Raw genomic sequence first — 24930 nt, 5'->3', positions numbered from 1 at the left:
CGCCGCGCACCCTTCCGCGCGTCAACTCCCCACTCCAAAATCCCGATTGCCCTTTCCCTTTCCCCGCTCGGGCCCAACCCCGCAGCGCGTCTGGCCCTACACGGAGCCGCCGTTTCCGGCTATGGACTGACCATGAACCAGCACGCCGACATCCAGCAGGCCAGGTTGAAGATCGGCCATTCGGCCTGCCCGCACGACTGCCCGTCGACCTGCGCGCTCGACGTCGAGCTGTTGTCCGACAACCGCATCGGCCGCATCCATGGCGACCGCAAGAACAGCTACACGGCCGGCGTGATCTGCGCCAAGGTGGCGCGCTACGCCGACCGCATCCACCACCCCGACCGCCTGCTGAAGCCGCTGGTGCGATCCGGCGCCAAGGGCGAGGGTGCCTGGAAGGAGGCGAGCTGGGATGCCGCGCTCGACCTGGTGGCCGAAAAATTCGTCGCGGCCGAGGAGAAATACGGCAGCGAGACGGTCTGGCCCTATTTCTACGCGGGAACGATGGGGTTGGTGCAGCGCGACGGCATCGAGCGGCTGCGTCACGCGAAAAAATACTCCGGCTTCTTCTCGTCCATCTGCACCAACCTCGCCTGGACCGGCTGGTACATGGGGGCAGGGGCGCTGCACGGTTCGGACCCGCGCGAGATGGCGAAGTCGGACTGCGTCGTCATCTGGGGCACCAACGCCGTCGCCACCCAGGTCAACGTGATGACGCATGCCGTGAAGGCTCGCAAGGAACGCGGCGCCAAGATCGTCGTCATCGACATCTACGACAACGCCACCATGCGCCAGGCCGACATGGGCCTGATCCTGAAGCCCGGCACCGACGGCGCGCTCGCCTGCGCGGTCATGCACGTGCTGTTCCGAGACGGCCTCGCCGACTGGTCCTATCTGGAAAGATACACCGACGACCCGCACGGGCTGGAGGCGCATCTGAAGGACCGCACGCCCGAGTGGGCGTCGGCCATCACCGGCCTGTCGGTGCAGGAAATCGAGGCCTTCGCCGAACTCGTCGGCATGACCGAGCGCACGTTCTTCCGCCTCGGCTACGGTTTCGCGCGCCAGCGCAACGGCTCGGTGAACATGCATGCGGCGCTGTCGGTCGCCGCCGTCACCGGGTGCTGGCAATATGAGGGCGGCGGCGCCTTCCACACCAATTCCGGCATCTTCAAGCTCGACAAGGGCCTGCTGGAAGGGACGAAGCTGCGCGATCCCGCCATTCGCTACCTCGACCATTCGCGCATCGGTCCGGTGCTGATGGGCCATGATGACGCGCTGTACGGCGGACCGCCGGTCACCGCGCTGCTGATCCAGAACACCAATCCGGTGAACGTCGCGCCCGAGCAGCGGCTGGTGGTCAAGGGTTTCATGCGGGACGACCTTTTCACCTGCGTGCACGAGCAATTCATGACCGACACGGCAAAACTCGCCGACGTCGTCCTGCCGGCCACAATGTTCCTCGAGCACGACGACATCTATCGCGGCGGCGGCAACCAGCACATCAATCTCGGCCCCAAGCTGATCGACCCGCCCGAGGGGCCGCGCACCAACCATTTCGTCATCGAGGAACTGGCCAAACGCCTCGGCGTTGCCGACAGGCCTGGCTTCGGCATGACCGAACGCGAGCATATCGACCTCATGCTGGACAGGCGGGGTCTGGGCGACTTCGCGTCGCTCAAGGAAGCGAAGTGGCTCGACGTGCAGCCGGAGTTCGAGACCGCGCACTTCCTGAAGGGTTTTGGCCATCCCGACGGAAAGTTCCGTTTCAAGCCGCATTGGGTCGGCGGCGCGGCGCCCGGCAAGCCGCCCAGGAACATGGGCGTCGCCTTCGGTCCCTACGACCAACTGCCGGAGTTCCCCGACCATGTCGACCTCATCGAGGTGGCCGACGCCGAGCACCCGTTCCGGCTGGCAACGTCGCCGGCGCGCAGCTTCCTCAATTCCAGCTTCGCCGAGACGCAGTCGTCGCGTACCAAGGAAGGCGGCCGGCCGGAACTGCTCGTCCACCCCGACGACGCTGCCGCCCTCGGCATCGCCAGCGGCGACCGCGTCGAGATCGGCAACGCCAGGGGCGAGGTCGTGCTGCACGCAAAGCTCTTCGCCGGTCTGAACCGCGGCGTGGTCATCGCCGAGGGTCTGTGGCCGAACGACGCCCACGAGCGCGGCGAGGGCATCAACGTGTTGACCGGCGCCGACGCGCCGGCGCCTTACGGCGGCGCGGCCGTGCACGACAACAAGGTCTGGCTCAGGCCGGCGTGAGGTCTTTCGGCCGCAGGAAGTGGGTCAGCCGGGCGGTTCCGGGTTTAAGCGTCGCCCATGCCCCGTCGAACTCGAAACGGGCGAGCGCCCCGGTCGGGAATTTTTCTGCCATGCGCCCCAGCGCCTTGCCTGCCGAGCCGCTTCCTGCAAGCGCGGCGGCCAGCTCCTCCATCCCCGGATTATGGCCGACCAGCACGATGTCGCCCACGCGCTCGGGCGTCCGCCGGATCGCCTCCAGCAGGGTATCGCCCGCAACCTCGTACAGTGCTTCGTGGTACGACACGGCCGGCTTGCCCGTCAGTTCGGCGGCCACGAGGTCCCAGGTCTGGCGTGTGCGCAAGGCTGGCGAGACGAGCGCCATCGCGGGCGTCCAGCCGCGCCTGGCGATCTCGCGCCCCATGCGCGGCGCGGCCTGGCGTCCGCGCGGCGCCAGCGGCCGGTCGAAATCCGAAAGGTTCGGGTCGTCCCAGCTCGATTTCGCGTGGCGCAGGAGCAGGAGCTTTTTCATGCGCGGGTTCCTGTCCACGCCTGCGGGCGGTTCAGGGCGTGAAGCGCGCCAGCGCCTCGAAGTCGAGCTCTTCGCTCCATGGGGCGGGCGAGAACAGCCGGGCGTTGCCGTCGCGCGGGCTTGCGCCGAGGCCGGACAGCACGGTGCGTCCGTTCTCCATCGTCGCCTTGCCCTCGGCGACCAGCCCGAGCGCGAGCGGATAGAGCTCATGCTCCGCCTTCAGCACGCGGGCGGCGAGTTCGGCCTCGCTGTCGTTGGGCAGAACCGGCACCGCCGACTGCGCGATGATCGGCCCACCGTCCATCTCGGCGGTGACGAAGTGCACCGTGCAGCCGTGGATGCGCACGCCGGCTTCCAGCGCCCGCCGGTGCGTGTCGAGCCCCTTGAACGAGGGCAGCAGGGCCGGGTGGATGTTGATCATTCTGCCCTGCCAGGACTCGACGAAGCTGGCGGTCAGGATGCGCATGTAGCCGGCGAGGCAGACGATGTCGGCGCCCAGCACCTGCAGGGCCGCGTCGATCGCGTCGTCATGCGCCTGCCTGCTCGCGAACGCGTCGCGCGGGATCGCCGCCGCGCCGATGCCCTTGTCGGCCGCGTAGACCAGCCCGGGCGCGTCGGCCACGTCCGAGATGACGCCGGCGATCTCGGCCGGGTAGTTGGGGTCCTCGGCCGCCTCGATCAGCCGGGCCATGTTGGTTCCGCGGCCGGAGATGAGGATCGCGACGCGCTTGCGGCCTTCGGTCATAGCGCGATCGAGCCCCTATACAGGACGCCGGCGTCGCGCCGCGGAACGATCCTGCCGATCGGCGTCACCGTCTCGCCGGCTTCCTGCAGCACGGCGGCGACCTGGGCCGCCTGGCCGGAGGCGACGACCATGATCATGCCGACGCCGCAGTTGAAGGTGCGCATCATCTCGGCGGGGGCGACGCCGCCGGTCCTCGCCAGCCATTCGAACACCGGCGGCACGTCGATCGCGTCGAGGTCGAGCTCGGCGGAAAAATCCTTCGGCAGCACGCGCGGGATGTTTTCGGGGAAGCCGCCGCCGGTGATATGGGCGAGCGCCTTGATGCCGTGCGTGCCCCGGATCGCCTGCAGGACGGGCTTCACATAGATGCGCGTCGGCTCGAGCAGCGCCTCGGCCAGTGTCTGCCCCTCGGCGAAGGGCGCGCGGTCGGTCCATTTCAGGCCGGACATCGCGGCGATGCGGCGCACCAGCGAGTATCCGTTCGAGTGCACGCCTGACGAGGCGAGGCCGAGCAGCACGTCGCCCTCCACCACGTCGTCGGTCGGCAGCAGCTGGCCCCGCTCGGCGGCGCCGACCGCGAAGCCGGCGAGGTCGTAGTCGTTGCCGTGGTACATGCCCGGCATCTCGGCCGTCTCGCCGCCGATCAGCGCGCAGCCGGCCTGGCGGCAGCCCTCGGCGATGCCGCTGACGATCGCCGCGCCCTGGTCGGGGTCGAGCTTGCCGGTCGCGAAGTAGTCAAGGAAGAAGAGCGGCTCGGCGCCCTGGACGACGATGTCGTTGACGCACATGGCCACGAGGTCGATGCCGATCGTGTCGTGCTTGCCGGCTTCGATGGCGATCCTGAGCTTGGTGCCGACGCCGTCATTGGCGGCCACCAGGACAGGATCGGAGAAGCCCGCCGCCTTCAGGTCGAACAGGCCGCCGAAGCCGCCGATCTCGCCGTCCGCGCCCGGACGCCGTGTCGAGCGGACGGCGGGCTTGATCCTGTCGACCATGAGATTGCCGGCGTCGATGTCGACCCCGGCCTCTGCATAGGTCAGCCCGTTCTTTGTCATCGCACCATCCCGTCGGACCGTCTTTGTGGGCTCTTCGCATGAACGCGACCCGCCCGCAAGGAGCAGCGTCCCGCCGCTGCGGTCCGGAGGCAGGCCGACGCCTTGCCATGCCCCCGCCCGCGGACCATCTATCAGTCGTCCGCGACATTTGCAGAGGAGGACGGGGAGCGTGACCGTCGCCAACATGATCACGATCCTGCGGTTCCTGCTGGTGCCGGCGGTGGTGTACTGGCTGCTCGCCGGCGACTGGCGGCTGGCCTTCGCCGGATTCCTGATCGCCGGCATCTCCGATGGCGTGGATGGCTTCGTCGCGCGCCACTTCAACCAGCGTTCGACGCTCGGTGGCTACCTCGATCCGATGGCCGACAAGCTGCTTCTGGTCAGCGTCTTCGTGGTGCTCGGCGTGCTTGGTGAGCTGCCGCTCTGGCTCGTCATCGTGGCGGTCAGCCGCGACGGCCTGATCGTCTGCGCGGTGCTCCTGTCGTCGCTGATGGGAAGCCCGATCGAGGTGCGGCCGCTGATGGTCTCCAAGGCCAACACGGTCATGCAGATCGTGCTGGTGGCGGTGGTCCTCGCCGAACGCGCGTTTTCGTTCGATTTCGGCGCGGCGCGGCCGGCGCTCATTATCCTGTCCGGCCTCTTGACCGTGGCTTCGGCGGGAGCCTATCTCGTAGCCTGGTCGAGGCACATGAGCAAAAATGGCGAAGGCGGACCATACGCCGGACAGTGAGATAGCCGAGGTGATCGCCGCGGCGAATTTTCGCCGACAGATCCGCTTCTGGCTGATCGCCGCGGCGCTGCTCGGCCTGTTCATCTACATGTTCAGCGACATCCTGCTGCCCTTCGTGGCCGGCATGGCGCTCGCCTATTTCCTCGACCCCGTGGCCGACAGGCTTGAGCGAATCGGGCTGTCGCGCACGGCGGCGACCCTGCTCATCCTGTTCGCTTTCATCATCGTCGTCGCGCTGGCGATGATCGTGCTGATCCCCGTCCTGGCCTCGCAGCTGGCCGGCCTGCTCGCCAAGCTGCCCGAATATCTCGCGCAGCTGCAGGCGCTCATCACGAGCTTCAATCCGCAATGGCTGGAACAGCGCTTCGGGCTCGACGCCAACAGCCTGCGCGACGGCCTGAACTCGCTGCTGACCTCGGGCGTCGGCTTCATCACGACCGTGTTCCAGTCGATCTGGAGTTCGGGCGTCGCGCTGTTCAGCATCGCCGGCCTGTTCGTGGTGACGCCGGTCGTCGCCTTCTACATGCTGCTCGACTGGGACCGCATGGTCGCCACCGTGGACAGCTGGGTTCCGCGCGACCATGTCGAGACGGTCCGGCAGATCGCCACCGACATCAATTCGGCGACGGCCGGCTTCGTGCGCGGGCAGGGCACGCTCTGCCTGGTGCTCGGGCTGATGTACGCCGTCGGCCTGACGCTGACCGGGCTGAACTTCGGCATCCTGATCGGCCTGTTCGCCGGCCTTATCAGCTTCATACCCTATGTCGGCTCGATGGTCGGGCTGGTGCTGGCGGTCGGCGTCGCCTTCGTGCAGTTCTGGCCGGACTGGATCATGGTGGTGACCGTCGCCTGCGTCTTCTTCGCCGGCCAGTTCATCGAGGGCAACATCCTGCAGCCGCGGCTGGTCGGCAAGAGTGTCGGGCTCCACCCGGTCTGGCTGATGTTCGCCCTGTTCGCTTTCGGCGCGCTGTTCGGTTTCGTCGGCCTCTTGATCGCCGTGCCGGCCGCGTCGGCGGTGGCCGTCCTGGTGCGCTTCGCGATTTCGCGCTACCTCGAATCGCCGCTCTACACCGGCCATGCCGAGCCGGCCGAGGATGCCGAGGTCGACGTCGTGGTGGTCAGGCCGAAGCCGGCGCGCGCTTCGAAGAAGTCGGGCACCGCAAAGCCGTGACGCCCTCCGACGGACCCAGGCAGATTCCGCTCGACCTCGGCCACCAGCCGGGGCTTTCCCGCGACGAACTCGTCGTTTCCGAGGCCAATCGGCAAGCCGTCGCGCTGGTCGATTCCTGGCCGGACTGGCCGGCGACCGTGGTCGTGCTCGCCGGGCCGGCCGGCTCGGGCAAGTCGCATCTCGCGGCGATCTGGGCCGCATCGGCGGACGCCGTCCTTCTCGACCCCGCCGGCATCGAAAGCTGGGTGGAGGGCGCTCCGCTCGAACATCCGGTGGTGATCGACGACGCTGATGTGGGCCTTGACGAACACGGGCTTTTTCACCTGATCAACGCCGCGCGGGCGGCCAAGACGAACGTCCTGCTGACCTCGCGCCGCTTTCCGTCCGCCTGGGGAGTGAGGCTGCCGGATCTTGCCTCCCGGCTGCAGGCCGCCGCGACCGTCGAGATCCTCGAGCCGGACGACCATCTGCTCGCCGCCGTGATCACCAAGCTTTTCGCCGACCGGCAGGTGGAGGTGGAGCCGAGCGTCGTGCAGTTCCTGGTCCGGCGCATCGAGCGCTCGCTGTCGACCGCCATCGACGTGGTGGAGAGACTGGACCGCGCCGCGCTCGAACAGAAGAGCCGCATCACGCGCGCGCTGGCGGCGCATACCGTCAATGCCATGGACCGCGGCCAGTCCGAGCTCGAACTCTAGCGCCAACGCACTGTCGACGGGACGGCAAGCGGCCGTCCTCTCAGGCCCTGCCGTCAGTTCGCCCCGGCGCCGATCGGGAAGGACAGCGTCAGGTAACCGGCATTGCCCTCGAGCCGGTTCTCGGCCGCGAATTCGTGGTAGACCTTGGCGCGGAACGACACGGGCGTGGCGCCGACCTGGAAGTTGTAGGCGGCCGTTGCGCCGAGCGCCGCGACGCGGCCCTTGAAGTCGCCGAGATTGGCGCCTTCCCCGCTGTCGCCGGTGATCTGCTGGTAGTAGTAGCCGACGAGACCGGCCGAGAACGCCTGCGTGAAATTCTTCGATAGCGCCCATTCGGCGTGGAATTCGGTGCCCGTCGTGTAGTCGGTGTCCGGGTTCTCGCCGTTGAAGGTGAAGCCGATCGCGCCGGACAGGTCGATGCCGGTATCGGGGTCGAGCCAGGTGAGCGCCGCCGAGAGGTCGGCGCCCCAGCGGTTGAAGGCGACGTTGGCAATCTCGCCTTGCTGGTAGTCGCCGACCGGCACGTTGACCAGCGCGCCGACGTTCCAGTGGAAATTACCGGAATGCCACCCGATCTGCGCGCCGAGCACGGGATCGCCGATCGTGAAGACGTCGTCGTCCACCGCGGCGCCGAGTCCGACATTGGGGATCGACACGGCCGCCGACACGTCCTGGCTGCCGATCGGCAGGATGCCGAGCAGCGCGACATTACCGCCGAGGACCTGCCACTCCGTCGACCAGACGCCGGTCGTCAGGTTGATGTAGGCGTGGGCGTCGATGTTGGCGACGATCTGGCCGCCGATCGGCAGGTCCCGGTTGGCGCCGGCCGAGCCCGAATAGAAATAGAGGTCGTTCTGGATGTAGGCGCCGGGCGGCGGGACGATGCCCGCCATCGGGCCCTTGGAACCGAGCAGGTAGAAGCCGACGCCGCTCTCCGCTGCGTTGGCCGGCGCGGCGGCGAGCACCGAGAGGGCGAGCGCCGAGCCGACAGCCCAAGCAAGCGGAAGCCGGTAGCGGTTCGCCGGGGAGGCAGTCTGCCGTTCACGTCTCATGTGAAGTCCCCCGGGCTAGGGTTACTTGGGGAAGAGCAGGGTGACGGCGCCCCGGAAGCCCAGCCCGTCGGGACCGGCGTCGGGACTTTCGGCCCAGTAGCGCACGCCGGCCTGGAAGCTGACCGGCTGCTCGCCGAACTTGACCAGCTTGCTGACCATGAAGTTGATGGGCACCGACCATTGCTCGGCTTCCCAGTCGTAGGTCGATTCCGTGTTGAAGGCGAATGTCCAGGCGTCGTCGGTCGTGTAGGTGAGGAAGGGCTGCACGAAGGTCGCGTTCACGTCCGGCGCGGCGTCGGGGCCGGCGAACGACCAGATGTGATTGGCGAGCACGCCGTAGGTCCACGGGCCGCTCTGCTTGAGCACCACGCCGGTCGGCCCGGCCCCCCAACGGTCGCCGCCGAGCAGCGGATCGGTCGATGTCGGCAGCATGAAGACCGGTCCCGCGCCCCAGATGATTCCGCCCGGCCCCGGCGCGCTGGGCGACAGGAACAGGCTCTGCACGGTGTCTCCGAGGCCGAACTGCGAGCCGGACGGGCCGGCGACGTCCTCCTGCCAGATGACGGGGATGATGGTACGCGAGATCAGGTTCCAGTCGCTGCTGAGCTCGAAGGGGATGACCGGCTGGATGTTGAGGGTGACCCGGTGCCCGTCGTCCGGCCCGAAGCCGCTGTCGTAGTTGAACTGGAAGGGCAGGCTGATCAGCGACGCGACCGGATTGGAAAGCTGCTTGGCAAGATCGGTGTCCTGGGCCGAGGCAAGGCCCGTCGCCGCGAAAAGGCCCGCGGCTGCAACGATCAGTCTGCGGATGGTCCGCATTTCTTGTCCCTCCTACGCACCGCCGACCCCAGCGCCTGAAAGTGTGCACGACTCCCGGAGGTCGGGCAATAGACTTGAACGGAAATGACACTACGAACACGGCTCTATCCGGCCGAATATTCGTTTTCTTCTTCGGTGTTGCAGGGAAAGCGCATTGATCGTCTCGCCGAGACGATAGAATCCGTGCTTGCAGGATGGCGAACTCGTTTCAGCCCCAGAACTGACAACGCCGCGCGAAGGCGGCGTCAGGACATCGGCGGTGCTTTCCTACTACGACTGCCCTGAAACCAATGCCGGACCATTGCTGGCTGCAACTTTGACCAGCGTTTCGCCGCTCACCGGCACCGGCTTTTCGTCGGACTTTTGCATGGCTATCGCTTGTTCCGCTTGGCCTTGAAAAATCCAACGGATTGGTCGCATGGTCAACACGGCCCGAGGCCGATGTCGACCTGATCGACCGGCGCGTGGAGGTCGAGGCCTGCCGTACGGCAATTTGCCCTCGCCGGCGTTTGCGAGGCATTCGATCGTTTTTGACCCATCTCAATGACAAACAACTCATGCTGTGGACTCTGCCAGGCCACGAGCGGCATATTTGTTCGGCCGAGTGCTCAAGCTACGCGCAGTTCCTACCGAGAACCCGCAAGGAGCTCCATGACATGGCAAGATACACCCTTGATCGTCGTGCATTGCTGACAATCGGCGTATTCGGCGCCATGGCAGCGATGTGCACAGGCTCGGCGTTGGCGCAGCAAACCGCGTCGACGGCCGCCACACTCTTCACCAACGTCAACGTTTTTGACGGCAAGAACGAAACACTCATCAACAACGCCAATGTCCTGATCGAGGGCAACCTGATCAAGACCATTTCGACCAGTCCAATAAACGCCGAGGACGCGACCGTGATCGACGGCGGCGGACGCACGCTCATGCCTGGCCTGATCGACATGCACTGGCATTCGAACTTTGCCACGCTTCGCGTGCAGGAGGGATTGGACACTGACCTTGCCTATCACGCGCTGAAGGCGGCAAAGGCCAACAACGACGCTTTGCTGCGCGGTTTTACATCCGTGCGCGATATGGCCGGCAACTCATTTTCTCTGCACAAGCTGACCGATGCCGGCGTGTACGACGGTCCGCGGATGTTCCCCAGCGGTCCGGCGATTTCGCAGACCTCGGGCCACAGCGACTGGCGGCCCGCGACCGGTGCGCCGTTCGATATCGCCGCACCGCTGGACTATGTGCAGCGCTCCGGCCACTTCCTGATCGCCGACGGGGTGCCGGAAGTCCTGAAGCGCACGCGCGAGGCGCTGCGCATGGGAGCGACACAGATCAAGGTCATGGCCGGCGGTGGGGTGAGTTCCAATTTCGACCCGCTCGATGTCACGCAATATTCGCTGGAAGAGCTGGAGGCGGCCGTCGAGGCCGCCCGTGAATGGAACACCTATGTCGGTGTCCATGTCTTCACTGACGTCGCGGCGCAGCAGGCTATCGCGGCCGGCGTCAAATCCATCGAACACGGGCATCTTCTGCATGAGGAAACGCTCAAGATGATGGTGGAGAAGGGCGTCTTTCTGAGCATGCAGCCGATCCTCGACGACGAGGACGCCATCCCCTTCCCGCCGGGCTCTGCAAACCAGGCCAAGTTCGAACAGGTCACCCAGGGAACCGAGAACGTCTATCCATTGGCCAAGCGCCTGGGCGTGAAGATCGTCTTCGGCACCGACACGCTGTTCGATCCCGAACTGGCGAAGAAGCAAGGCAAGCAGTTGGCAAAACTCGGACGGTGGTTCACGCCGGTGGAAGCGCTTCGGCAGGCGACCTCAACCGCCGGGGAACTGCTGGCGCTGTCGGGCCCGCGCAACCCCTACCAGGCCGGACCGCTCGGCGTGATCGAGGAGGGCGCCTACGCCGACCTGATCCTGGTCGACGGCAATCCCCTGGAGAACCTCGACCTGGTTGCCGATCCGGAGGCAAATTTCGACCTCATCATGAAGGACGGGAAGATCTACAAGAAGACAATCGACTGACCTGCGACGGTCCACGCCGGGCACGCACGTCACGCCGCCGCATGGTCGGCAACCAGCGCCAAGCGGATTGAAGGCACGCAGTTCGACGGACTTTCGTGGCCGCCATGCGCCACGGCAAGCCATATCTTCCCTTTTCGGCTGCCGAGGGCTTGCTATCGAAAGGCCGGAACCCTATAGCCCGCAACGTCCGGAGTGTAGCGCAGCCTGGTAGCGCACCTGATTTGGGATCAGGGGGTCGCAGGTTCGAATCCTGCCACTCCGACCACGGCGATGCGCGCGTTGAACCCGGGCGCGCATTTTTGCTATGGATTCGAAGTCGAGCAAGGAAAGCCAGCCATGTCAGCGCGCATATTCAGCCCCGCCAAGACCGCGATGCAGTCGGGCAAGGCCAAGACCGGCCGCTGGATCCTGGAGTTCGATCCCGAGGTGCCGCGCAAGATCGACCCGCTGATGGGCTATACCAGCTCGCGCGACATGAAGAGCCAGATCAGGCTTACCTTCGAGACGCGCGAGGAAGCGGTCGCCTATGCCGACAAGAACGGCATCGCCTACCGCATCCAGGAGCCGAAGGAATCGAAGCGCCGGCAGATTTCCTACTCGGACAATTTCCGCTATGACCGCAGGATTCCCTGGACGCACTGACGCGGTTCAGTCGTCCCGGGCGGAAGCCGGGCTCGCCCCGGCGCGCGGTCCCGTAGCTCAGCTGGATAGAGCACCGGCCTTCTAAGCCGATGGTCGCAGGTTCGAATCCTGCCGGGATCGCCAGTATTTCAAGGATCGGGAGGACAGGCTTGATCGACCGTCGTTCTCACCCCGGCTATCGCACGAGCGCCAGATAGCGCCCGGCATACATGTTGCGGCCGCCGAGCACCGCGCCGCAATCCGATTTCAGGTCGGAGTTGCCGGTCATCTCGATGGTGTTGCCGATGATCCTGAGGCAGGCCGATTCCGTCGTGGTCAGCGAGTTGCCGGCGTAGAAGACGTGCGCGCCCGGCGCGTAGATGAACCCCTGCACATAGGAGTCGGACGTGCCGTTGATCGAGATCGTGTTGTCGTTGCTTTTTTCCTGGTAGATCACGATGCCGGCATAGGGACCGCTCGTCGGCGGCTTCAACTGGATCAGTTCGTTGCCGTTGATGCTGAGTTCGGCATCCTCCATCAGGAAGAGGGTGACGCCGTCTCCCTTGAGAAACCCGTTGCCGCCGAGGGCGATGCTGCCGTCGCGGAGGATGTAGGTGCCCGGTTCGAGGGTGATCTCGCCGGAGAACTTCTGGTTGCAGTAGGTGCCGGGAGAGAGTGTCTTCTTCTTGCCGCCGGGTACGCTTTGACAACCGGTGTAGCTCGGGGGAACGACGCCGGCGAGCGGGTCGAACGACGGGTACTGGTGTTCCAGCGGTCCGCTGCAGTCGAGATGAACGTTTGAGCTGGACTTGATGCCGGTGGTGGCGCCGACGGAATTGGTGCAGGCCGCGGTGAGCAGGGCCGAACCGCCGCGTGAAATGGCGGTGTCGGAGCGGGAGTTCGCGGCGATGACGCAGCCTTCGAGCGTGATGTCGGTCGATCCCTGGAATTTCACGGCGGCCGCGGCGCTCGGATCGAGCGCCAGAACGCAGGCAAGCGGGCCCCGCTTGATCTTGACGACGCTGCGGCTCCTGATCGGCCAGCCGAGCCCGCCCAGTATGCCGACATGCTTGATGGCGCCGCGGGCGATGATGAAGTCCTCGTCGCCTTCGGAGCTGGCAATCGCGCTGAGGTCGCCGGTCAGTTCGTCCTCGAAGGCGAAGGGGTCGGCGTCGTCGCCGAGGATGCCGCCCATATTGTTCTTGTAGTAGTCGATGCCGAGTTCGGTCAGTTCCTCCTCGGACATCCCGAGATCGTAGACCGTGGCGATCGCCAGCGCCGACGCGTCGAGCGAGTTCTGCAGCTGGCCGGACTTGTTGATGGCGAAGGTGTAGTCGACGGCGGCCGCGACTCCCGCCATCAGCGGTATGGATGCGATTGCGGCGAGTATGCCGAAATTGCCCGATTCCGAGCGCCAGAAACTGCCAAGCACAGCATTGTTCCCCAGCCCATTTTCCGAGCGGACTTTGGCACTCAAGAATTTCCAACCCGTATGCTGGATCGTTGGGAATTTATGCAAATTAGCATGCTGAAACCCTTGCGTCACAAGGCAGATCAGCAGATGCTAATCCTTGCTGGGCAAGGACTTGCGCCCGGCAGGGCCCGGCCGACGTGCCCCCCGAACACCCAAGCTGCCGGCCGGGCCGCTGCACTTTTTTTTGAGATACTTGGCAGAAATGCCCCGTGCAGGGTGCCTGCGGATCGGTCGGCCTGGCCTTGAAGCATTCGCCCTGACCGTGCCTCTCGGCGGACCGGTCGACAGAATCTGAGGCACTCTGGCGCACACGGCAACGTGACAAGCCTCGCTGTTGACAACGGCTAACGTTAGGTAAAGGATTGCTTAATGGCATTGGGACACGCCAACTCTCGTTGCGTAGGGGCGAACAATGCGTGGTGGGCTTTTCCGGCTCGTGGGCGCCGGCGTCATTCTTATATCAGCTTCGATCGGCGCTGCTGCTCAGCAGGTCGGCGAGGCGATGTTGATCAAGACATCCGTCACGGGTGACGGACGGACGCTGGCCGTCAAGTCGCCGGTGTATCGCGACGAGCGGATTCGAACGTCCGCCGGCGGTCTCGGCGAGTTCGTCTTCCGCGACGGGACAAGGTTTGCCGTCGGCGGCAACTCTTCGGTGGTCATCGACAAGTTCGTCTACGACAGCAGCAACTCGGCCAAGAGCATCAGCGTCAAGGCGGCGAAGGGCAGCTTCCGCTGGATTAGCGGCGGCGCGAACTCCTCGGCCTACAAGATCGCGACGCCAGCCGGGACGATCGGCATTCGCGGCACCGCGTTCGACATCTTCATCGGATCCGGCGGCCAGACGGCGGTGGTTCTGCTGAAGGGTTCGGTCCGGTTCTGCGGCTCCAACGGATGCCGCGACCTGCGCCGCAGATGCGACTACATCGCAGCGACGCCGCGAGGCGGCGTCAGCAATCCCAAGCGGGTCAGCCGCGACGCCCTGCGCGAAATGCGCGACGACCGGGCTTTGCCATTCATGACGGGCAAGCAGCGCCTGTCCAGCCGGTTCCAGGTCGGCGCCGACTGCATGTCGACGGCCTCGCTGAACCCCAGCCGGACGCCGGCGCGCGCGAGTGCGCCAGCTTCTGGACCGGAGCCTTCGCCTGCCCCTGAACCGGCCCCGTCCCCATCCCCGTCCCCAGGCAGGGGAAACAACGGCAAGGGCAATGGCGGCGGCGACGGATCGCCGAACGGTCGGGGTGACGAAGGCCGCTAGGTTCTGGCCGTAAGGGAATGCGGGCGTCGTCGGGGCGCCGAAGCAGAAATCCGGTGCGCTCCACTCGCTCCACTCAACGCCAATGAGGGAGGATGTCATGCACCTGTGCTCACCATATTGCCTGGCCGTTCTCGTCGGCCTTTGCTTTCCCGGCGTTGTCCTGGCAGCCGACATGACCGACGATCAATTGATCGAGAACGCGATGTCCGCGGCGCCGGATGCGGTTGCGCGCAACGCGACGATCGTCGCGGTTGACGCAAGCGGTCACATGCGGACGCTTCGGCAGGGCACCAACAACTTCACCTGCATGGCGGACGATCCGAGCCCCGGCAACAACCCGATGTGCCTGGACAGGAACGCCATGGCGTGGGCCGAGGCGTGGATGAACAAGTCCGAACCGCCCAAGGGCAAGGTCGGTTTCGGATACATGCTGGCGGGCGGCGTGACGCCGAGCAACGTCGATCCGTTTGCCGAACCGGTCGAGGGCGCCCAGGCGCAGGAACCGCCTCATGTCATGATCTTCAGCATGCCGGAGCTGCCCGCGGACTACCCGAGCCCCGGCACCGAGCCCGACATGACGCAGCCATGGGTGATGTGGGCGGGCACGCCCTACGAGCACCTGATGATACCTGTCCAATAGCTGCAGGCGCCATCGATCGGCGTGTCGCGCCAGACCGTCGTCAGGCCTAGTCGGCCAGGTGCGGGCGCGCGACAGGTCCCTGTCAGGCGAAGGTCGCCTGTCGCTCCGCCCGGATTGGCCGGAGCGTGACCGCCGGCGCCGGCGGCACATTTCAAACGCATCGATGCGCCGCACTTCCGGAACGGGGCCTATCTCACAGCCCGCCACGCCGTCGCCGGCTATCGCGTTCGGCTCGAGTTCACGTCCAGCGCCTCCCGGCACTGCCCCCGGATTTCGCTTGTCAAAATTTCGAAAGGTGCTGCCTTATGTCAGGTAGGCTTCGCTGGGGCGCTTCCGCGGAGGTCCCGGCCGGCCGGAATGCGGACTGAAAAAGTCGGACCGTGCACACGGGAGATGGCGCAGTGAAGCAGCTCGACTTCTTCTACTTCTTCGGCAGCGGCTACTCGTATCTATCGGTGATGAGGATCGGAAATGTCGCTCGCGAGGCCGGCGTGACCGTCCGGTGGCGACCGTTCAATGTCCGCACGGTGATGGGCGAAAACAACATCGCGCTTCGAACCCAGCACGCCAAGGTTCGCTACATGTGGCGCGATATCCAGAGGCGCGCCGCCCGCCACGGAGTTCCGTTCACTGGCCCGCCGCGATGGCCGACCGACCCCGATCTCCTGGCAAACCGCGTCGGCATGGTCGCGGCCGAGGGCGGATGGTGCGAGGACTACACGCTGGCAAGCTTCAGGGCGTGGTACCTGGACGGCGTCGAACTGGGCAGCCGCCAGCACCTGGACGCGGTGCTCCCACCGCTCGGCAGGGACGTCGACGCCACGATCGCGCTCGCCGACGGCCCCGCTGCGCACGAAAGGCTCGTGCAAGAGACGGATGCAGCACGGGACCATGGAATTTTCGGCGCCCCGGCTTTTGTCGTGGACAACGAGACGTTCTGGGGTGACGACCGTCTTGAAGAAGCGTTTGCATGGGCCGCCGGCGACCATTCCCTTCAGGTTCAGCCGCAAACCTGATGGCGAAGCGCAGCCCGGTTCCGGCGGGACGCGGGCTGCCGTCTCTCAGGAACGGAGCGTGCGAGCGGATGGCGGTGGGGGATTGCCGGAACACCTGGACTTTGTGCCGCATGACCGACGGGCAACGGTGCTTGCGTCCGGAGCGGTCGGCGTGACGCCAGGCTTGCGGCCGCGGGAGGTCGCGTTCACCGCGACGGCGGCTGTCCGCGGGGCGCTGGCGCGGGTCGGCCGGACCGAGGACGTGCGCTTCTCGCCCGACAACCGCCTGCTGGCGATCGCCGGGTTCGAGCGCCGGGTCTGCCTGCTGCTGCGCGTCGCCATCGAGGCCGGCTCCGACGGACCGGTCGTCGTCACGGACGATTTCATGGAAATCACCTCGGACGGGATCGGCGAGCTACACGGCGTCGACTTCATCGACGGACAAACGCTGGCGGTCGCCAATCGTGACGCCGGGGTCGCCATCATCCGGCTGCCGCCGGGCGCGCCGGCCGGCCGCAAGCACCGTGCGGACGTGCTGCGGCATGTCGGCGGCGGCCCGTTTCGCCGCATCCGGACGCCGGGCTCCCTGGCCATCGGCCGGCTGCCCGCCGGGCAGGTCGCGCTGTTCGTCTGCAACAATTATGCGCACCGCGTCACCCGGCACGTGACGGCGCCGCGGTTCGGCTACCTGAACTGGCGCAACGACGTCCTGCTGCGGCAGGGCCTCGACATTCCGGACGGTATCGCGCTGAGCGGGGACGGCCGCTGGATCGCGGTGAGCAGCCACGGCACGCGCGACATCAAGCTCTACGATGCGGCGGCTCGGCTCGGCCCGGACGCCGAACCGGCCGGCGTGCTGCGGCAGGCAAACTACCCGCACGGCCTGCGCTTTACCGCGGACGACCGCCATATCGTGGTGGCAGACGCGGCGAGCCCCAACCTCCACGTCTACGACCGCGGCGACGGCTGGGAAGGGGGGCGCGACCCGGTGCGGTCGGTGGGGGTGCTCGACGAGGCGACTTTCCTGCGCGGCCGGCACAATCCGGAGGAAGGCGGGCCGAAGGGCCTCGACATCGACCGGACGGGCAGGGTGGTGGCGGTCACCTGCGAGGAACAGCAACTTGCCTTCTTCACGCTGTCGTCGGTGCTCGGCAACGCCTGATCCGCGCAGGAGCCGGCCGGCCGCTTGAGTCGGCGAGACGCCGGATATTGTGAGCCGCACGGCGCAAAGACCGCAGACCGGCGAGGGCTGCGCGGCGAGGGAGGAACCCCGGCGATTTCCCCTATGTCGTTAATTTTTGTGCATATTTTTCCACAGGCGGCGCAGCGCGTCCAAAGGCTGCTAGGATGGCTGGCGTAACGGCAACTGGACGGCGGTCTTATCATGTGCAATCTGCGTCGCTGGGACATCGAGGGCGAATGATGCAGCGCATGGCATATGTCGTCATGCCGGACGGGCCGAACTGGAAGGTCAAGTGCAACGGCGTTGACTATCCGTATTATTCCACGCGGGACGAAGCGGTCGGGGCGGCGGTCCAGGCCGCCTATGAGGCCGGAAAGCTCGGCTACGATGCACTGGTTCTCATTCAGGATGCCGAAGGCAGGGTGCAGGTCGAATGGACCTACGGACAGGAACCCAAGGATCTCGCGGTCGACTGGCGCCGCCGGCAGGCCGTCTGAGCGCCACTGAGACGGACTGCGCCTGCGCTTAAGAGGGGATTTCCCGTGCGACGTTTTCTTTTCCTGTCGGTCCTGTTTGTGTTGCCGCAACTGGTGGGCTGCGGCTACGGCCCGGGCTACGGCAATTCCGAGCAGCCGATGATGGCGACCGGCGCGCCCTGCGGATTCCGCGCGGTCGATGCAGGCATCTGCCCCAAGGCGGGCTACAGGGTGCCGCCCGGAGCGCACTACTGATGACCGCGCCGCAGGTGGCTCTTCCCCTTGCCGGGGTAGAGAGTGTTTCAAGCAGACGTGAACTTTATTCCGCGATTCCGGCACCTATATACGTGCGGATTTTCCAACAGCCTCGGTCAACGCCGCGTCGAAACAGGGCGCAGCCGGCCGGGCTTAGACGAAAGCATCCTTTTCAAGCCCGCCCCGAAGGTGGCATTGAAAGGCATGGCTCGGAGCACGAGGCATAGATGACCGAGAAGGCAATCGAGTTTCTCCAGGAGTGGATCAGCGAAAAGGTCCACGCCCCGCAGGAGCCCGCCAAGCTGGAAGAGAAGGCCGAGGTGCTCGCCAAGGAATGCGCGCGCCAGGCCGCGCGCGCGGGCGTGCCGCTCGAGGATATCGAAGAAGAGGTCGGCGATCTCGAGGAACTGATCGCCAGCAAACTCGAGGACGCGGTCGAAGCGCGCAAGGACGCCTCCGACACGCCATCCTGACGCCGTCCGCCTCGGCTACGCGGACTTCCGCGCAGCCTCGAGCCCGGCGGCGATGTCTGCCTTGAGGTCCTCGACCTCCTCCAAACCGATCTGAAGGCGCACCAGGGGACCAGCATAGGTCCGCCGGGCGACGGTCCTGTCCTTGATCGACACCAGCGTCGCCAGGCTCTCGTAGCCGCCCCAGGAATAGCCGATGCCGATGATGCCGAGCGCGTCGAGGAAGGCGTGGGCGGCCTTCGGCGCGCCTTCGAGCACCACCGAGAACAGGCCGCTGGCGCCCGAGAAGTCGCGCTTCCAGATGGCATGGTCGGGATGGCTCTCGAGCCCCGGGTGCAGCACCTGGGCGACGCCGGGCTGCGTTTCCAGCCAGCGGGCGATCGCAAGCGCGCTCTGCTGGTGCCGCTCGAGACGCACGCCCATCGTCCTCAGGCCGCGCAGCACCTGGTAGACGTCGTCGGGGCCGGCGCAGGAGCCCATGGCAAAGAACGTATCGCGCAGCCGCTCCCAGCAGCCCGCGTTTGCCGAAACCGTGCCCGCGAGCACGTCGGAATGGCCGGCCGGGTACTTGGTCGCGGCATGGATGACGACATCGACGCCGAAGTCCAGGGCGCGGAAATAGAGCGGCGTCGCCCAGGTGTTGTCCAGCATGACGATGGCGCCGCCGGCATGCGCCGCCTGCACGATCGCCGGAATGTCCTGGACCTCGAACGTGTTGGAACCCGGCGATTCGGTCAGCACCACCCGGGTGTTCGGCTTCAGCAGCGCCGCGATGCCCGCGCCGACGCCGGGGTCGTAGTATTCGACCTCAATGCCCAGCCGCTTCAGCATGGTGTCGGCGAAGTGGCGGGTCGGGAAATAGACAGAATCGACGATCAGCACATGGTCGCCGGCCGACAGGAAGCCGAGCAGCGGCACGACGACCGCCATCAGGCCGGAAGGCACGACGATCGTGCCGGCCGAACCTTCCAGTTCGTCGATGGCGGCCGCGAGCGCGTCGCTCGTCGGCGTCCCGCGCGTTCCGTAGGTGTATTTCTGCGCGTGCGAGACCATGGTCGCGGCATTCGGGAACAGCACCGTCGAGGCGTGCACGACGGGCGGATTGATGAAACCGTAGTAGTCGTGCGGATCGTTGCCGCCATGCGTGAGTCGCGTGTTGATGCCGGCGTTTTCGGGTATGCGTTTTGCCATGGTGATCTGTCTCCAATGATCCTGCCTTAGGGCGCGGCCGACGCCAGCGCAACAGGATGCCGCCACCCGGGCCGCGCCGGCCCTGGCGTGGATTGGGCGTAGTGACCGCTGCAGCATGACGCAGCGGCACCGGCCGCGCCGCCGGAGCCGGGCCGGCAGCCGAGGTCATTCCGCTTGACCTCGATGGAATAATCGCCTTCGATGCAACCTCTGAGTGGGGCGCGGGCGAATTGCATCGCACGGCAACGACGATCCGGAAATGGGCCGGATTCGGCGTGCATTGCGCTCCGCCGACCGAACTCGGTACCAACGATAGAAAAAGGGTTAGAGGGTTATGAAACAGAACATCATCGGAATTCTTGGCGCGGCGGCACTCGGCATTGCGGCGACGGCCGCGTCGGCCGACACCCTCGATGACGTCAAGGCCAAGGGCTTCATCCAGTGCGGCGTCAACACCGGCCTCGCCGGCTTCTCGGCGCCCGACGACAAGGGCGAGTGGACCGGCCTCGATGTGGACTTCTGCCGCGCCGTGGCGGCCGCCGTCTTCGGCGACGGCTCCAAGGTCAAGTTCACGCCGCTCAGCGCCAAGGACCGCTTCACCGCGCTGCAGTCCGGCGAGATCGACATCCTGTCGCGCAACACGACCTGGACGATCAACCGCGACACCGCGCTCGGCCTGAACTTCGGCGGCGTGACGTATTACGACGGCCAGGGCTTCATGATCAACGCGGCCAAGCTGCCGGGCGTCAACTCGGCGCTGCAGCTGTCCGGCGCGTCGGTCTGCGTGCAGTCGGGCACCACCACCGAGCTGAACCTCGCCGACTACTTCAAGGCCAACAACCTCGAATACAACCCGGTCGTCTTCGAGAAGATCGAGGAGGTCAACGCGGCCTATGATTCGGGCCGTTGCGACGCCTACACGACCGACCAGTCGGGCCTCTACGCGATCCGCCTGACGCTGGCCGCGCCCGGCGACCATGTCGTGCTGCCGGAGATCATCTCCAAGGAGCCGCTCGGCCCGGCCGTGCGCCAGGGCGACGACAAGTGGTTCGACATCGTCAAGTGGACCTACTACGCGCTGCTGAACACCGAAGAGCTCGGCATCACCAAGGCCAATGTCGAGGAGATGAAGGCCTCGGCCAGCCCCGAGATCAAGCGCGTGCTCGGCGTCGAGGCCGAAACCAAGATCGGCACCGACCTCGGCCTGACCAACGACTGGGTCGTCAACATCGTCAAGGCGACCGGCAACTACGGAGAGATCTTCGAGAACAATGTGGGCGCCGGCAGCCCGCTGAAGATCTCGCGCGGCATCAACGCGCTGTGGACCAAGGGCGGCCTGCAATACGGCATGCCCATCCGCTGATCCAAGCTGGGGCCGGAGCGTGATGCGCTCCGGCCCCTTGGCCTTGGAGAAGGGGAACCTCTATGGCTGTCCAGGACGTTACTCGAGCGCAAGAGCCAAAGGCCTCGCTCCTCTATGATCCAACGGCGCGCAGCATCTTCTTCCAGGTGCTGCTCATCCTGCTGCTCGTGCTCGGCATCTGGTGGGTCGTCGACAACACGATCGAGAACCTCAGGCGTTCGAACATCTCGACCGGCTTCGACTTCCTGCGCGGCCGCGCCGGCTTCGACATCTCCAACACGCTGATCCAGTATTCGTCGGACTCGACCTACGGACGCGCGATCCTGGTCGGCTTCTGGAATACGGTCGTGGTGGCCGTCTCCGGCATCGTGACCGCCACAATCCTGGGCTTCCTCATCGGCGTGGCCAGGCTGTCGCGCAACTGGCTGCTGCGCAAGATCGCCATGATCTACGTCGAGGTGTTCCGCAACATCCCGCCGCTGCTGGTCATCTTCTTCTGGTACCTCGGCGTCCTGTCGATCCTGCCGGCGCCGCGCGACAGCATCGTCCTGCCGTTCGGCTCCTACCTCAACAGCCGCGGCTTCTATTTCCCTCGCTTCATCTGGGAGCAGGGCTCCTGGCTTGTTCTCGCCGGCCTTGCGGTCGCCGTGGCGCTGACCTGGTTCGTCGCGCGCCGCGCCAAGGCGCGGCAGATGGCGACCGGCCAGCGGTTCCCGGTCTTCTGGACCGCGCTTGCCCTCATCGTCGGCCTGCCGCTGCTCGGTTTCGTGCTGGCCGGCTTCCCGCTGACGCTGGAGTTTCCGCAGGCCGGAACCTTCAACCTGACCGGCGGCGTGAACATCAAGCCGGAGTTCCTCTCGCTCTATCTCGCGCTGTCGTTCTACACGGCAGCCTTCATCGCCGAGATCGTGCGCGCCGGCATCATGGGCGTCAGCAAGGGGCAGTCGGAAGCGGCGGCCGCGCTCGGCCTCAGACCGGGCACGGCGCTTCGCCTCGTCATCATCCCGCAGGCGCTGCGCATCATCATACCGCCGCTGACCAGCCAGTACCTGAACCTGACCAAGAACTCGTCGCTGGCGGTGGCGATCGGCTATCCCGACCTCTACGCGATCGGCGGCACGATCCTGAACCAGACCGGCCAGGCGATCGAGATCGTCGTCATCTTCATGGTCATCTACCTCAGCATCAGCCTTCTGACCTCGCTGTTCATGAACTGGTTCAACGCCAAGATGGCGTTGAAGGAGAGGTGATCCATGCAGGAACATGACGTTTCCTGGGTCCGCACGGAGATGGCGCTGGCGCAGCCGGCGCCGCGCACGGAGACCGGATTGGGCGCCTGGGTTCGCAAGAACCTCTTCGCCACGCCGGTCGATTCCGCGCTGACCATCCTGTGCCTGCTGGTGGTCGCCTGGGGGCTGCCGCAGATCCTGAGCTGGGCGATCTTCAATGCGCAGTGGACCGGCGTCGACCGCACGGCCTGCCTGACGGTCGACCAGGGCGGCGAACTGCCGGCCGGCTGGTCCGGCGCGTGCTGGGCCTTCGTCTATGCCAAGTTCGGCCAGTTCATGTTCGGCCGCTATCCGATCGACGAGCGCTGGCGCGTGATGCTGACGGCCGCCATCTTCGTGGCGCTGCTCGCACCGCTGCTGATCCCGAGCGCGCCCTTCAAGAAGCTGAACGCGATCCTGTTCTTCGCGGTCTTCCCGTTCGTCGCCTTCTACCTGCTGGTCGGCGGCTTCCTCGGCCTGCCTTATGTCGAGACGTCGCTGTGGGGCGGCCTGCTCGTCACGCTGGTGATCTCCTATGTCGGCATCGTCGTCTCGCTGCCGCTCGGCATCGTGCTGGCGCTCGGGCGCCGCTCCAGGATGCCGATCATCAAGCTGCTCTGCGTCGTCTTCATCGAGGCGGTGCGCGGCGTGCCGCTGGTGACGGTGCTGTTCATGGCGAGCTTCATGCTTCCGCTGTTCGTGCCGCCGGGCATGACCTTCGACAAGTTCCTGCGCGCGCTGATCGGCGTCGCGCTGTTCGCCTCCGCCTACATGGCCGAGGTCATCCGCGGTGGCCTGCAGGCGATTCCCAAGGGGCAGTACGAGGGCGCCGATTCGCTTGGCCTCGGCTACTGGCAGAAGATGGGCCTCATCATCATGCCGCAGGCCCTGAAGCTGGTCATTCCGGGCATCGTCAACACCTTTATCGGCATGTTCAAGGACACCACACTGGTGCTGATCATCTCGATGTTCGACCTGCTCGGCATCGTCAAGCAGCACCTGTCGGACGCCAACTGGGCGACGCCGCAGACGGCCAAGAGCGGGCTGGTCTTCGCGGCGCTCGTTTTCTGGCTTTTCTGCTTCGGGATGTCGCGGTATTCGATCTACATGGAACGCCGGCTCGACACCGGCCACAGACGATAGGACGAAGGGGTAGACTGATGTCCAGGGAAAACGCGGTCAGCGCGGAAGAGATCAAGGTCGACTCGCAGAAGATGCACATTTCCGACACCGACGTCGCGATCGAGATCGTCGGCATGTCGAAGTGGTACGGCGATTTCAACGTGCTGAAGGACATCAACCTGAAGGTTATGCAGGGCGAGCGCATCGTCATCTGCGGACCTTCCGGCTCCGGCAAGTCGACGATGATCCGCTGCATCAACCGGCTGGAGGAGCACCAGAAGGGCAAGATCGTCGTCGACGGCAAGGAACTGACCAACGACCTCAAGAAGATCGACGAGGTGCGCCGCGAGGTCGGCATGGTGTTCCAGCACTTCAACCTGTTCCCGCACCTGACCATCCTGGAGAACTGCACGCTGGCGCCGATCTGGGTGCGCAAGATGCCCAAGAAGGAGGCCGAGGAGGTGGCGATGCACTTCCTGAAGCGCGTGAAGATCCCGGAACAGGCCAACAAGTATCCGGGCCAGCTCTCCGGCGGCCAGCAGCAGCGCGTCGCGATCGCCCGTTCGCTGTGCATGAACCCGCGTATCATGCTCTTCGACGAGCCGACCTCGGCGCTCGACCCCGAGATGATCAAGGAAGTGCTGGAGACCATGGTCAACCTCGCCGAGGAAGGCATGACCATGCTGTGCGTGACGCACGAGATGGGCTTCGCCCGCAAGGTCGCCAACCGCGTGATCTTCATGGATGCCGGCCAGATCGTCGAGGAGAACACGCCCGCCGAGTTCTTCGACCATCCGCGCCACGAACGCACCAAGCTGTTCCTCAGCCAGATCCTTCACTGAGGCCGGTAACGGACTGATCGGCGGTGCCGCGTTGGGCGCGCCGACTGCTCGTGGTCGTGGCCGTCGGCGCGGGCCTTCCGCTGATCGGTGCGCTTGTCCCTCGGCCGTTCCAGGCTGTGCCTGAGACCGGCCCGGCGACGCGCCGGGTCCTGATGATCGCCAACGCCATCCACGCCGACATCGCCATCCCGCTCGACGCCGGGGTGCTCGCGCGCTTCGCGCCGCTGGTCGAGGCCGGGCTGCCGGCCGACCAGGCCGGCGTCCGCCACCTCGTCTTCGGTTGGGGCAGCCGCGCCTTCTATGTCGCGACGCCGACCTGGGCCGACCTGCGGCCCGGACCTTTGCTCGCCGCGCTGACGGTCGACGAGTCGGTCATGCGCGTCGCCGCGGCAGGCGCGATCGACCCCGACTTGCCGGGGATTCGCGAGTTCCTCCTGACGGAGGCAGAGTTCCAGCGCCTGCTCGGCTTCATCGCGGACAGCTTTCGCGACGGTCCGCAAGGCCCGGTTCTGGTGCCCGCGTCCTATGGCGTGTCGGACCGGTTCTTCGAGGGCAAGGGGCGTTTCAACGCGCTGGTCGGCTGCAACAGCTGGGCGGCGGCGGCGCTTCGGTCGGCCGGATTGCGGACCGGCTGGTGGACGCCGCTGCCGCAGACGCTCGACCTGTCGCTCTCATTGCACAACTGAACAGGCAGTTTCCGGCGCTCGGTCA

At 66.0% G+C, this 24930-nt stretch carries 25 protein-coding genes and 2 tRNA genes; 20 read left to right on the top strand and 7 right to left on the bottom strand.

Annotated elements, in window-relative coordinates; translation table 11 throughout:
- The first annotated feature begins 132 nt into the window (after window positions 1–132).
- Entirely contained in the window at window positions 133–2259 is a 2127-nt protein-coding gene (locus ABUE31_RS16210) for a molybdopterin-containing oxidoreductase family protein (RefSeq protein WP_367724715.1), read from the top strand.
- Here the strand turns inward: ABUE31_RS16210 and ABUE31_RS16205 are convergent.
- The 3 genes from ABUE31_RS16205 to purM are packed head-to-tail and all read right to left on the bottom strand — an operon-like array spanning window position 2246 to window position 4567.
- Window positions 2246–2767: a SixA phosphatase family protein gene (locus tag ABUE31_RS16205; RefSeq protein WP_367724714.1), complete on the bottom strand. Its 522-nt coding sequence runs from the start codon at window positions 2765–2767 to the stop codon at window positions 2246–2248. The two genes, ABUE31_RS16210 and ABUE31_RS16205, sit on opposite strands and share 14 nt — an antisense overlap.
- 31 nt (window positions 2768–2798) lie before the next feature.
- Complete coding sequence (purN, locus tag ABUE31_RS16200; protein WP_367724713.1) at window positions 2799–3512, bottom strand: phosphoribosylglycinamide formyltransferase; 714 nt, start codon at window positions 3510–3512, stop codon at window positions 2799–2801.
- Complete coding sequence (gene purM / locus ABUE31_RS16195) at window positions 3509–4567, bottom strand: phosphoribosylformylglycinamidine cyclo-ligase (RefSeq protein WP_367724712.1); 1059 nt, start codon at window positions 4565–4567, stop codon at window positions 3509–3511. Before purM ends, purN begins: the two co-directional genes overlap by 4 nt.
- A gap of 169 nt (window positions 4568–4736) precedes the next feature.
- On the opposite strand from purM, the gene ABUE31_RS16190 reads away from it, so the two are divergent.
- Genes ABUE31_RS16190 through hdaA form a run of 3 tightly spaced genes read left to right on the top strand, consistent with a single transcriptional unit; the run spans window position 4737 to window position 7163 of the window.
- Window positions 4737–5297 (top strand): CDP-alcohol phosphatidyltransferase family protein, encoded by a 561-nt coding sequence (locus tag ABUE31_RS16190; RefSeq protein WP_367724711.1) that lies wholly within the window; start codon window positions 4737–4739, stop codon window positions 5295–5297.
- The gene (locus ABUE31_RS16185; RefSeq protein ID WP_367724710.1) at window positions 5266–6468 is read left to right on the top strand and encodes an AI-2E family transporter; all 1203 of its coding nucleotides are present in this window, start codon (window positions 5266–5268) and stop codon (window positions 6466–6468) included. Before ABUE31_RS16190 ends, ABUE31_RS16185 begins: the two co-directional genes overlap by 32 nt.
- Complete coding sequence (gene hdaA / locus ABUE31_RS16180; protein ID WP_367724709.1) at window positions 6465–7163, top strand: DnaA regulatory inactivator HdaA; 699 nt, start codon at window positions 6465–6467, stop codon at window positions 7161–7163. The genes ABUE31_RS16185 and hdaA overlap by 4 nt, the downstream gene beginning before the upstream one ends.
- Window positions 7164–7216: 53 nt before the next feature.
- On the opposite strand, the gene ABUE31_RS16175 is transcribed toward hdaA, so the two are convergent.
- Together ABUE31_RS16175 and ABUE31_RS16170 are read right to left on the bottom strand one after the other, a co-directional pair.
- Window positions 7217–8215, bottom strand: a complete 999-nt coding sequence (locus ABUE31_RS16175; RefSeq protein ID WP_367724708.1) for a SphA family protein — start codon at window positions 8213–8215, stop codon at window positions 7217–7219.
- 21 nt (window positions 8216–8236) lie between these two features.
- Window positions 8237–9034, bottom strand: coding sequence for a transporter (locus ABUE31_RS16170; RefSeq protein ID WP_367724707.1), 798 nt, complete (start codon window positions 9032–9034; stop codon window positions 8237–8239).
- Between the two features lie 410 nt (window positions 9035–9444).
- Between ABUE31_RS16170 and ABUE31_RS16165 the strand changes: the two genes are divergently transcribed.
- The 4 genes from ABUE31_RS16165 (at window position 9445) to ABUE31_RS16150 (ending at window position 11826) form a co-directional block, all read left to right on the top strand.
- Window positions 9445–11061 (top strand): metal-dependent hydrolase family protein, encoded by a 1617-nt coding sequence (locus tag ABUE31_RS16165; protein WP_367724706.1) that lies wholly within the window; start codon window positions 9445–9447, stop codon window positions 11059–11061.
- 188 nt (window positions 11062–11249) lie between these two features.
- Window positions 11250–11326 (top strand) — tRNA-Pro (locus ABUE31_RS16160).
- A 71-nt stretch (window positions 11327–11397) separates the two neighbouring features.
- Window positions 11398–11703, top strand: a complete 306-nt coding sequence (locus ABUE31_RS16155; RefSeq protein WP_367724705.1) for an ETC complex I subunit — start codon at window positions 11398–11400, stop codon at window positions 11701–11703.
- Between the two features lie 46 nt (window positions 11704–11749).
- A tRNA-Arg gene (locus ABUE31_RS16150) sits at window positions 11750–11826 on the top strand.
- A gap of 52 nt (window positions 11827–11878) precedes the next feature.
- Here the strand turns inward: ABUE31_RS16150 and ABUE31_RS16145 are convergent.
- Window positions 11879–13114, bottom strand: coding sequence for a TadE/TadG family type IV pilus assembly protein (locus tag ABUE31_RS16145; RefSeq protein WP_367724704.1), 1236 nt, complete (start codon window positions 13112–13114; stop codon window positions 11879–11881).
- A 544-nt stretch (window positions 13115–13658) separates the two neighbouring features.
- On the opposite strand from ABUE31_RS16145, the gene ABUE31_RS16140 reads away from it, so the two are divergent.
- The 7 genes from ABUE31_RS16140 (at window position 13659) to ABUE31_RS16110 (ending at window position 18436) form a co-directional block, all read left to right on the top strand.
- Entirely contained in the window at window positions 13659–14414 is a 756-nt protein-coding gene (locus tag ABUE31_RS16140; RefSeq protein WP_367724703.1) for a FecR family protein, read from the top strand.
- 172 nt (window positions 14415–14586) lie between these two features.
- A complete protein-coding gene (locus ABUE31_RS16135; protein WP_367724702.1) occupies window positions 14587–15054 on the top strand; it encodes a hypothetical protein in 468 nt (155 codons plus the stop codon).
- A gap of 401 nt (window positions 15055–15455) precedes the next feature.
- Window positions 15456–16070, top strand: a complete 615-nt coding sequence (locus ABUE31_RS16130; protein WP_367724701.1) for a 2-hydroxychromene-2-carboxylate isomerase — start codon at window positions 15456–15458, stop codon at window positions 16068–16070.
- A 151-nt stretch (window positions 16071–16221) separates the two neighbouring features.
- Window positions 16222–17211: a YncE family protein gene (locus tag ABUE31_RS16125; protein WP_367724700.1), complete on the top strand. Its 990-nt coding sequence runs from the start codon at window positions 16222–16224 to the stop codon at window positions 17209–17211.
- Between the two features lie 260 nt (window positions 17212–17471).
- Window positions 17472–17729 carry a DUF2188 domain-containing protein gene (locus tag ABUE31_RS16120; RefSeq protein WP_367724699.1) on the top strand — a complete coding sequence of 86 codons (258 nt, stop codon included), beginning with the start codon at window positions 17472–17474 and terminating at the stop codon, window positions 17727–17729.
- Window positions 17730–17774: 45 nt separating this feature from the next.
- Window positions 17775–17963 carry a hypothetical protein gene (locus ABUE31_RS16115; RefSeq protein WP_367724698.1) on the top strand — a complete coding sequence of 63 codons (189 nt, stop codon included), beginning with the start codon at window positions 17775–17777 and terminating at the stop codon, window positions 17961–17963.
- Between the two features lie 227 nt (window positions 17964–18190).
- Window positions 18191–18436: a hypothetical protein gene (locus ABUE31_RS16110; protein ID WP_367724697.1), complete on the top strand. Its 246-nt coding sequence runs from the start codon at window positions 18191–18193 to the stop codon at window positions 18434–18436.
- Between the two features lie 15 nt (window positions 18437–18451).
- Here the strand turns inward: ABUE31_RS16110 and ABUE31_RS16105 are convergent, their stop codons facing one another.
- Complete coding sequence (locus ABUE31_RS16105; RefSeq protein WP_367724696.1) at window positions 18452–19624, bottom strand: cystathionine beta-lyase; 1173 nt, start codon at window positions 19622–19624, stop codon at window positions 18452–18454.
- A gap of 334 nt (window positions 19625–19958) precedes the next feature.
- On the opposite strand from ABUE31_RS16105, the gene ABUE31_RS16100 reads away from it, so the two are divergent.
- From ABUE31_RS16100 to ABUE31_RS16080, 5 genes are all read left to right on the top strand, one after another.
- A complete protein-coding gene (locus tag ABUE31_RS16100; protein ID WP_367724695.1) occupies window positions 19959–20987 on the top strand; it encodes an amino acid ABC transporter substrate-binding protein in 1029 nt (342 codons plus the stop codon).
- 62 nt (window positions 20988–21049) lie between these two features.
- Complete coding sequence (locus ABUE31_RS16095; protein ID WP_367724694.1) at window positions 21050–22237, top strand: amino acid ABC transporter permease; 1188 nt, start codon at window positions 21050–21052, stop codon at window positions 22235–22237.
- A gap of 3 nt (window positions 22238–22240) precedes the next feature.
- A complete protein-coding gene (locus tag ABUE31_RS16090; RefSeq protein WP_367724693.1) occupies window positions 22241–23398 on the top strand; it encodes an amino acid ABC transporter permease in 1158 nt (385 codons plus the stop codon).
- Between the two features lie 71 nt (window positions 23399–23469).
- On the top strand, window positions 23470–24219 hold the full coding sequence (locus ABUE31_RS16085) for an amino acid ABC transporter ATP-binding protein (protein ID WP_437344143.1): 750 nt from the start codon (window positions 23470–23472) through the stop codon (window positions 24217–24219).
- Window positions 24220–24242: 23 nt separating this feature from the next.
- Window positions 24243–24905: a TIGR02117 family protein gene (locus tag ABUE31_RS16080; RefSeq protein WP_367724691.1), complete on the top strand. Its 663-nt coding sequence runs from the start codon at window positions 24243–24245 to the stop codon at window positions 24903–24905.
- The last annotated feature ends 25 nt before the right edge of the window (window positions 24906–24930 follow it).

Source organism: Mesorhizobium marinum, assembly GCF_040813675.1.
Taxonomy (GTDB): domain Bacteria; phylum Pseudomonadota; class Alphaproteobacteria; order Rhizobiales; family Rhizobiaceae; genus Mesorhizobium_K; species Mesorhizobium_K marinum.
The sequence above is the reverse complement of the archived record's forward strand: the minus strand, read 5'-3'. Positions and strand labels throughout refer to the sequence as shown.

What these genes read in the sequence shown, in the direction of transcription:
- ABUE31_RS16210 (WP_367724715.1), top strand. Translation starts at nt 133, where the DNA reads ATGAACCAGCACGCCGACATCCAGCAGGCCAGGTTGAAGATCGGCCAT.
- ABUE31_RS16205 (WP_367724714.1), bottom strand. Translation starts at nt 2,767, where the DNA reads ATGAAAAAGCTCCTGCTCCTGCGCCACGCGAAATCGAGCTGGGACGAC.
- purN (WP_367724713.1), bottom strand. Translation starts at nt 3,512, where the DNA reads ATGACCGAAGGCCGCAAGCGCGTCGCGATCCTCATCTCCGGCCGCGGA.
- purM (WP_367724712.1), bottom strand. Translation starts at nt 4,567, where the DNA reads ATGACAAAGAACGGGCTGACCTATGCAGAGGCCGGGGTCGACATCGAC.
- ABUE31_RS16185 (WP_367724710.1), top strand. Translation starts at nt 5,266, where the DNA reads ATGGCGAAGGCGGACCATACGCCGGACAGTGAGATAGCCGAGGTGATC.
- ABUE31_RS16175 (WP_367724708.1), bottom strand. Translation starts at nt 8,215, where the DNA reads ATGAGACGTGAACGGCAGACTGCCTCCCCGGCGAACCGCTACCGGCTT.
- ABUE31_RS16170 (WP_367724707.1), bottom strand. Translation starts at nt 9,034, where the DNA reads ATGCGGACCATCCGCAGACTGATCGTTGCAGCCGCGGGCCTTTTCGCG.
- ABUE31_RS16155 (WP_367724705.1), top strand. Translation starts at nt 11,398, where the DNA reads ATGTCAGCGCGCATATTCAGCCCCGCCAAGACCGCGATGCAGTCGGGC.
- ABUE31_RS16140 (WP_367724703.1), top strand. Translation starts at nt 13,659, where the DNA reads ATGTTGATCAAGACATCCGTCACGGGTGACGGACGGACGCTGGCCGTC.
- ABUE31_RS16135 (WP_367724702.1), top strand. Translation starts at nt 14,587, where the DNA reads ATGACCGACGATCAATTGATCGAGAACGCGATGTCCGCGGCGCCGGAT.
- ABUE31_RS16120 (WP_367724699.1), top strand. Translation starts at nt 17,472, where the DNA reads ATGCAGCGCATGGCATATGTCGTCATGCCGGACGGGCCGAACTGGAAG.
- ABUE31_RS16110 (WP_367724697.1), top strand. Translation starts at nt 18,191, where the DNA reads ATGACCGAGAAGGCAATCGAGTTTCTCCAGGAGTGGATCAGCGAAAAG.
- ABUE31_RS16105 (WP_367724696.1), bottom strand. Translation starts at nt 19,624, where the DNA reads ATGGCAAAACGCATACCCGAAAACGCCGGCATCAACACGCGACTCACG.
- ABUE31_RS16100 (WP_367724695.1), top strand. Translation starts at nt 19,959, where the DNA reads ATGAAACAGAACATCATCGGAATTCTTGGCGCGGCGGCACTCGGCATT.
- ABUE31_RS16095 (WP_367724694.1), top strand. Translation starts at nt 21,050, where the DNA reads ATGGCTGTCCAGGACGTTACTCGAGCGCAAGAGCCAAAGGCCTCGCTC.
- ABUE31_RS16090 (WP_367724693.1), top strand. Translation starts at nt 22,241, where the DNA reads ATGCAGGAACATGACGTTTCCTGGGTCCGCACGGAGATGGCGCTGGCG.
- ABUE31_RS16085 (WP_437344143.1), top strand. Translation starts at nt 23,470, where the DNA reads ATGCACATTTCCGACACCGACGTCGCGATCGAGATCGTCGGCATGTCG.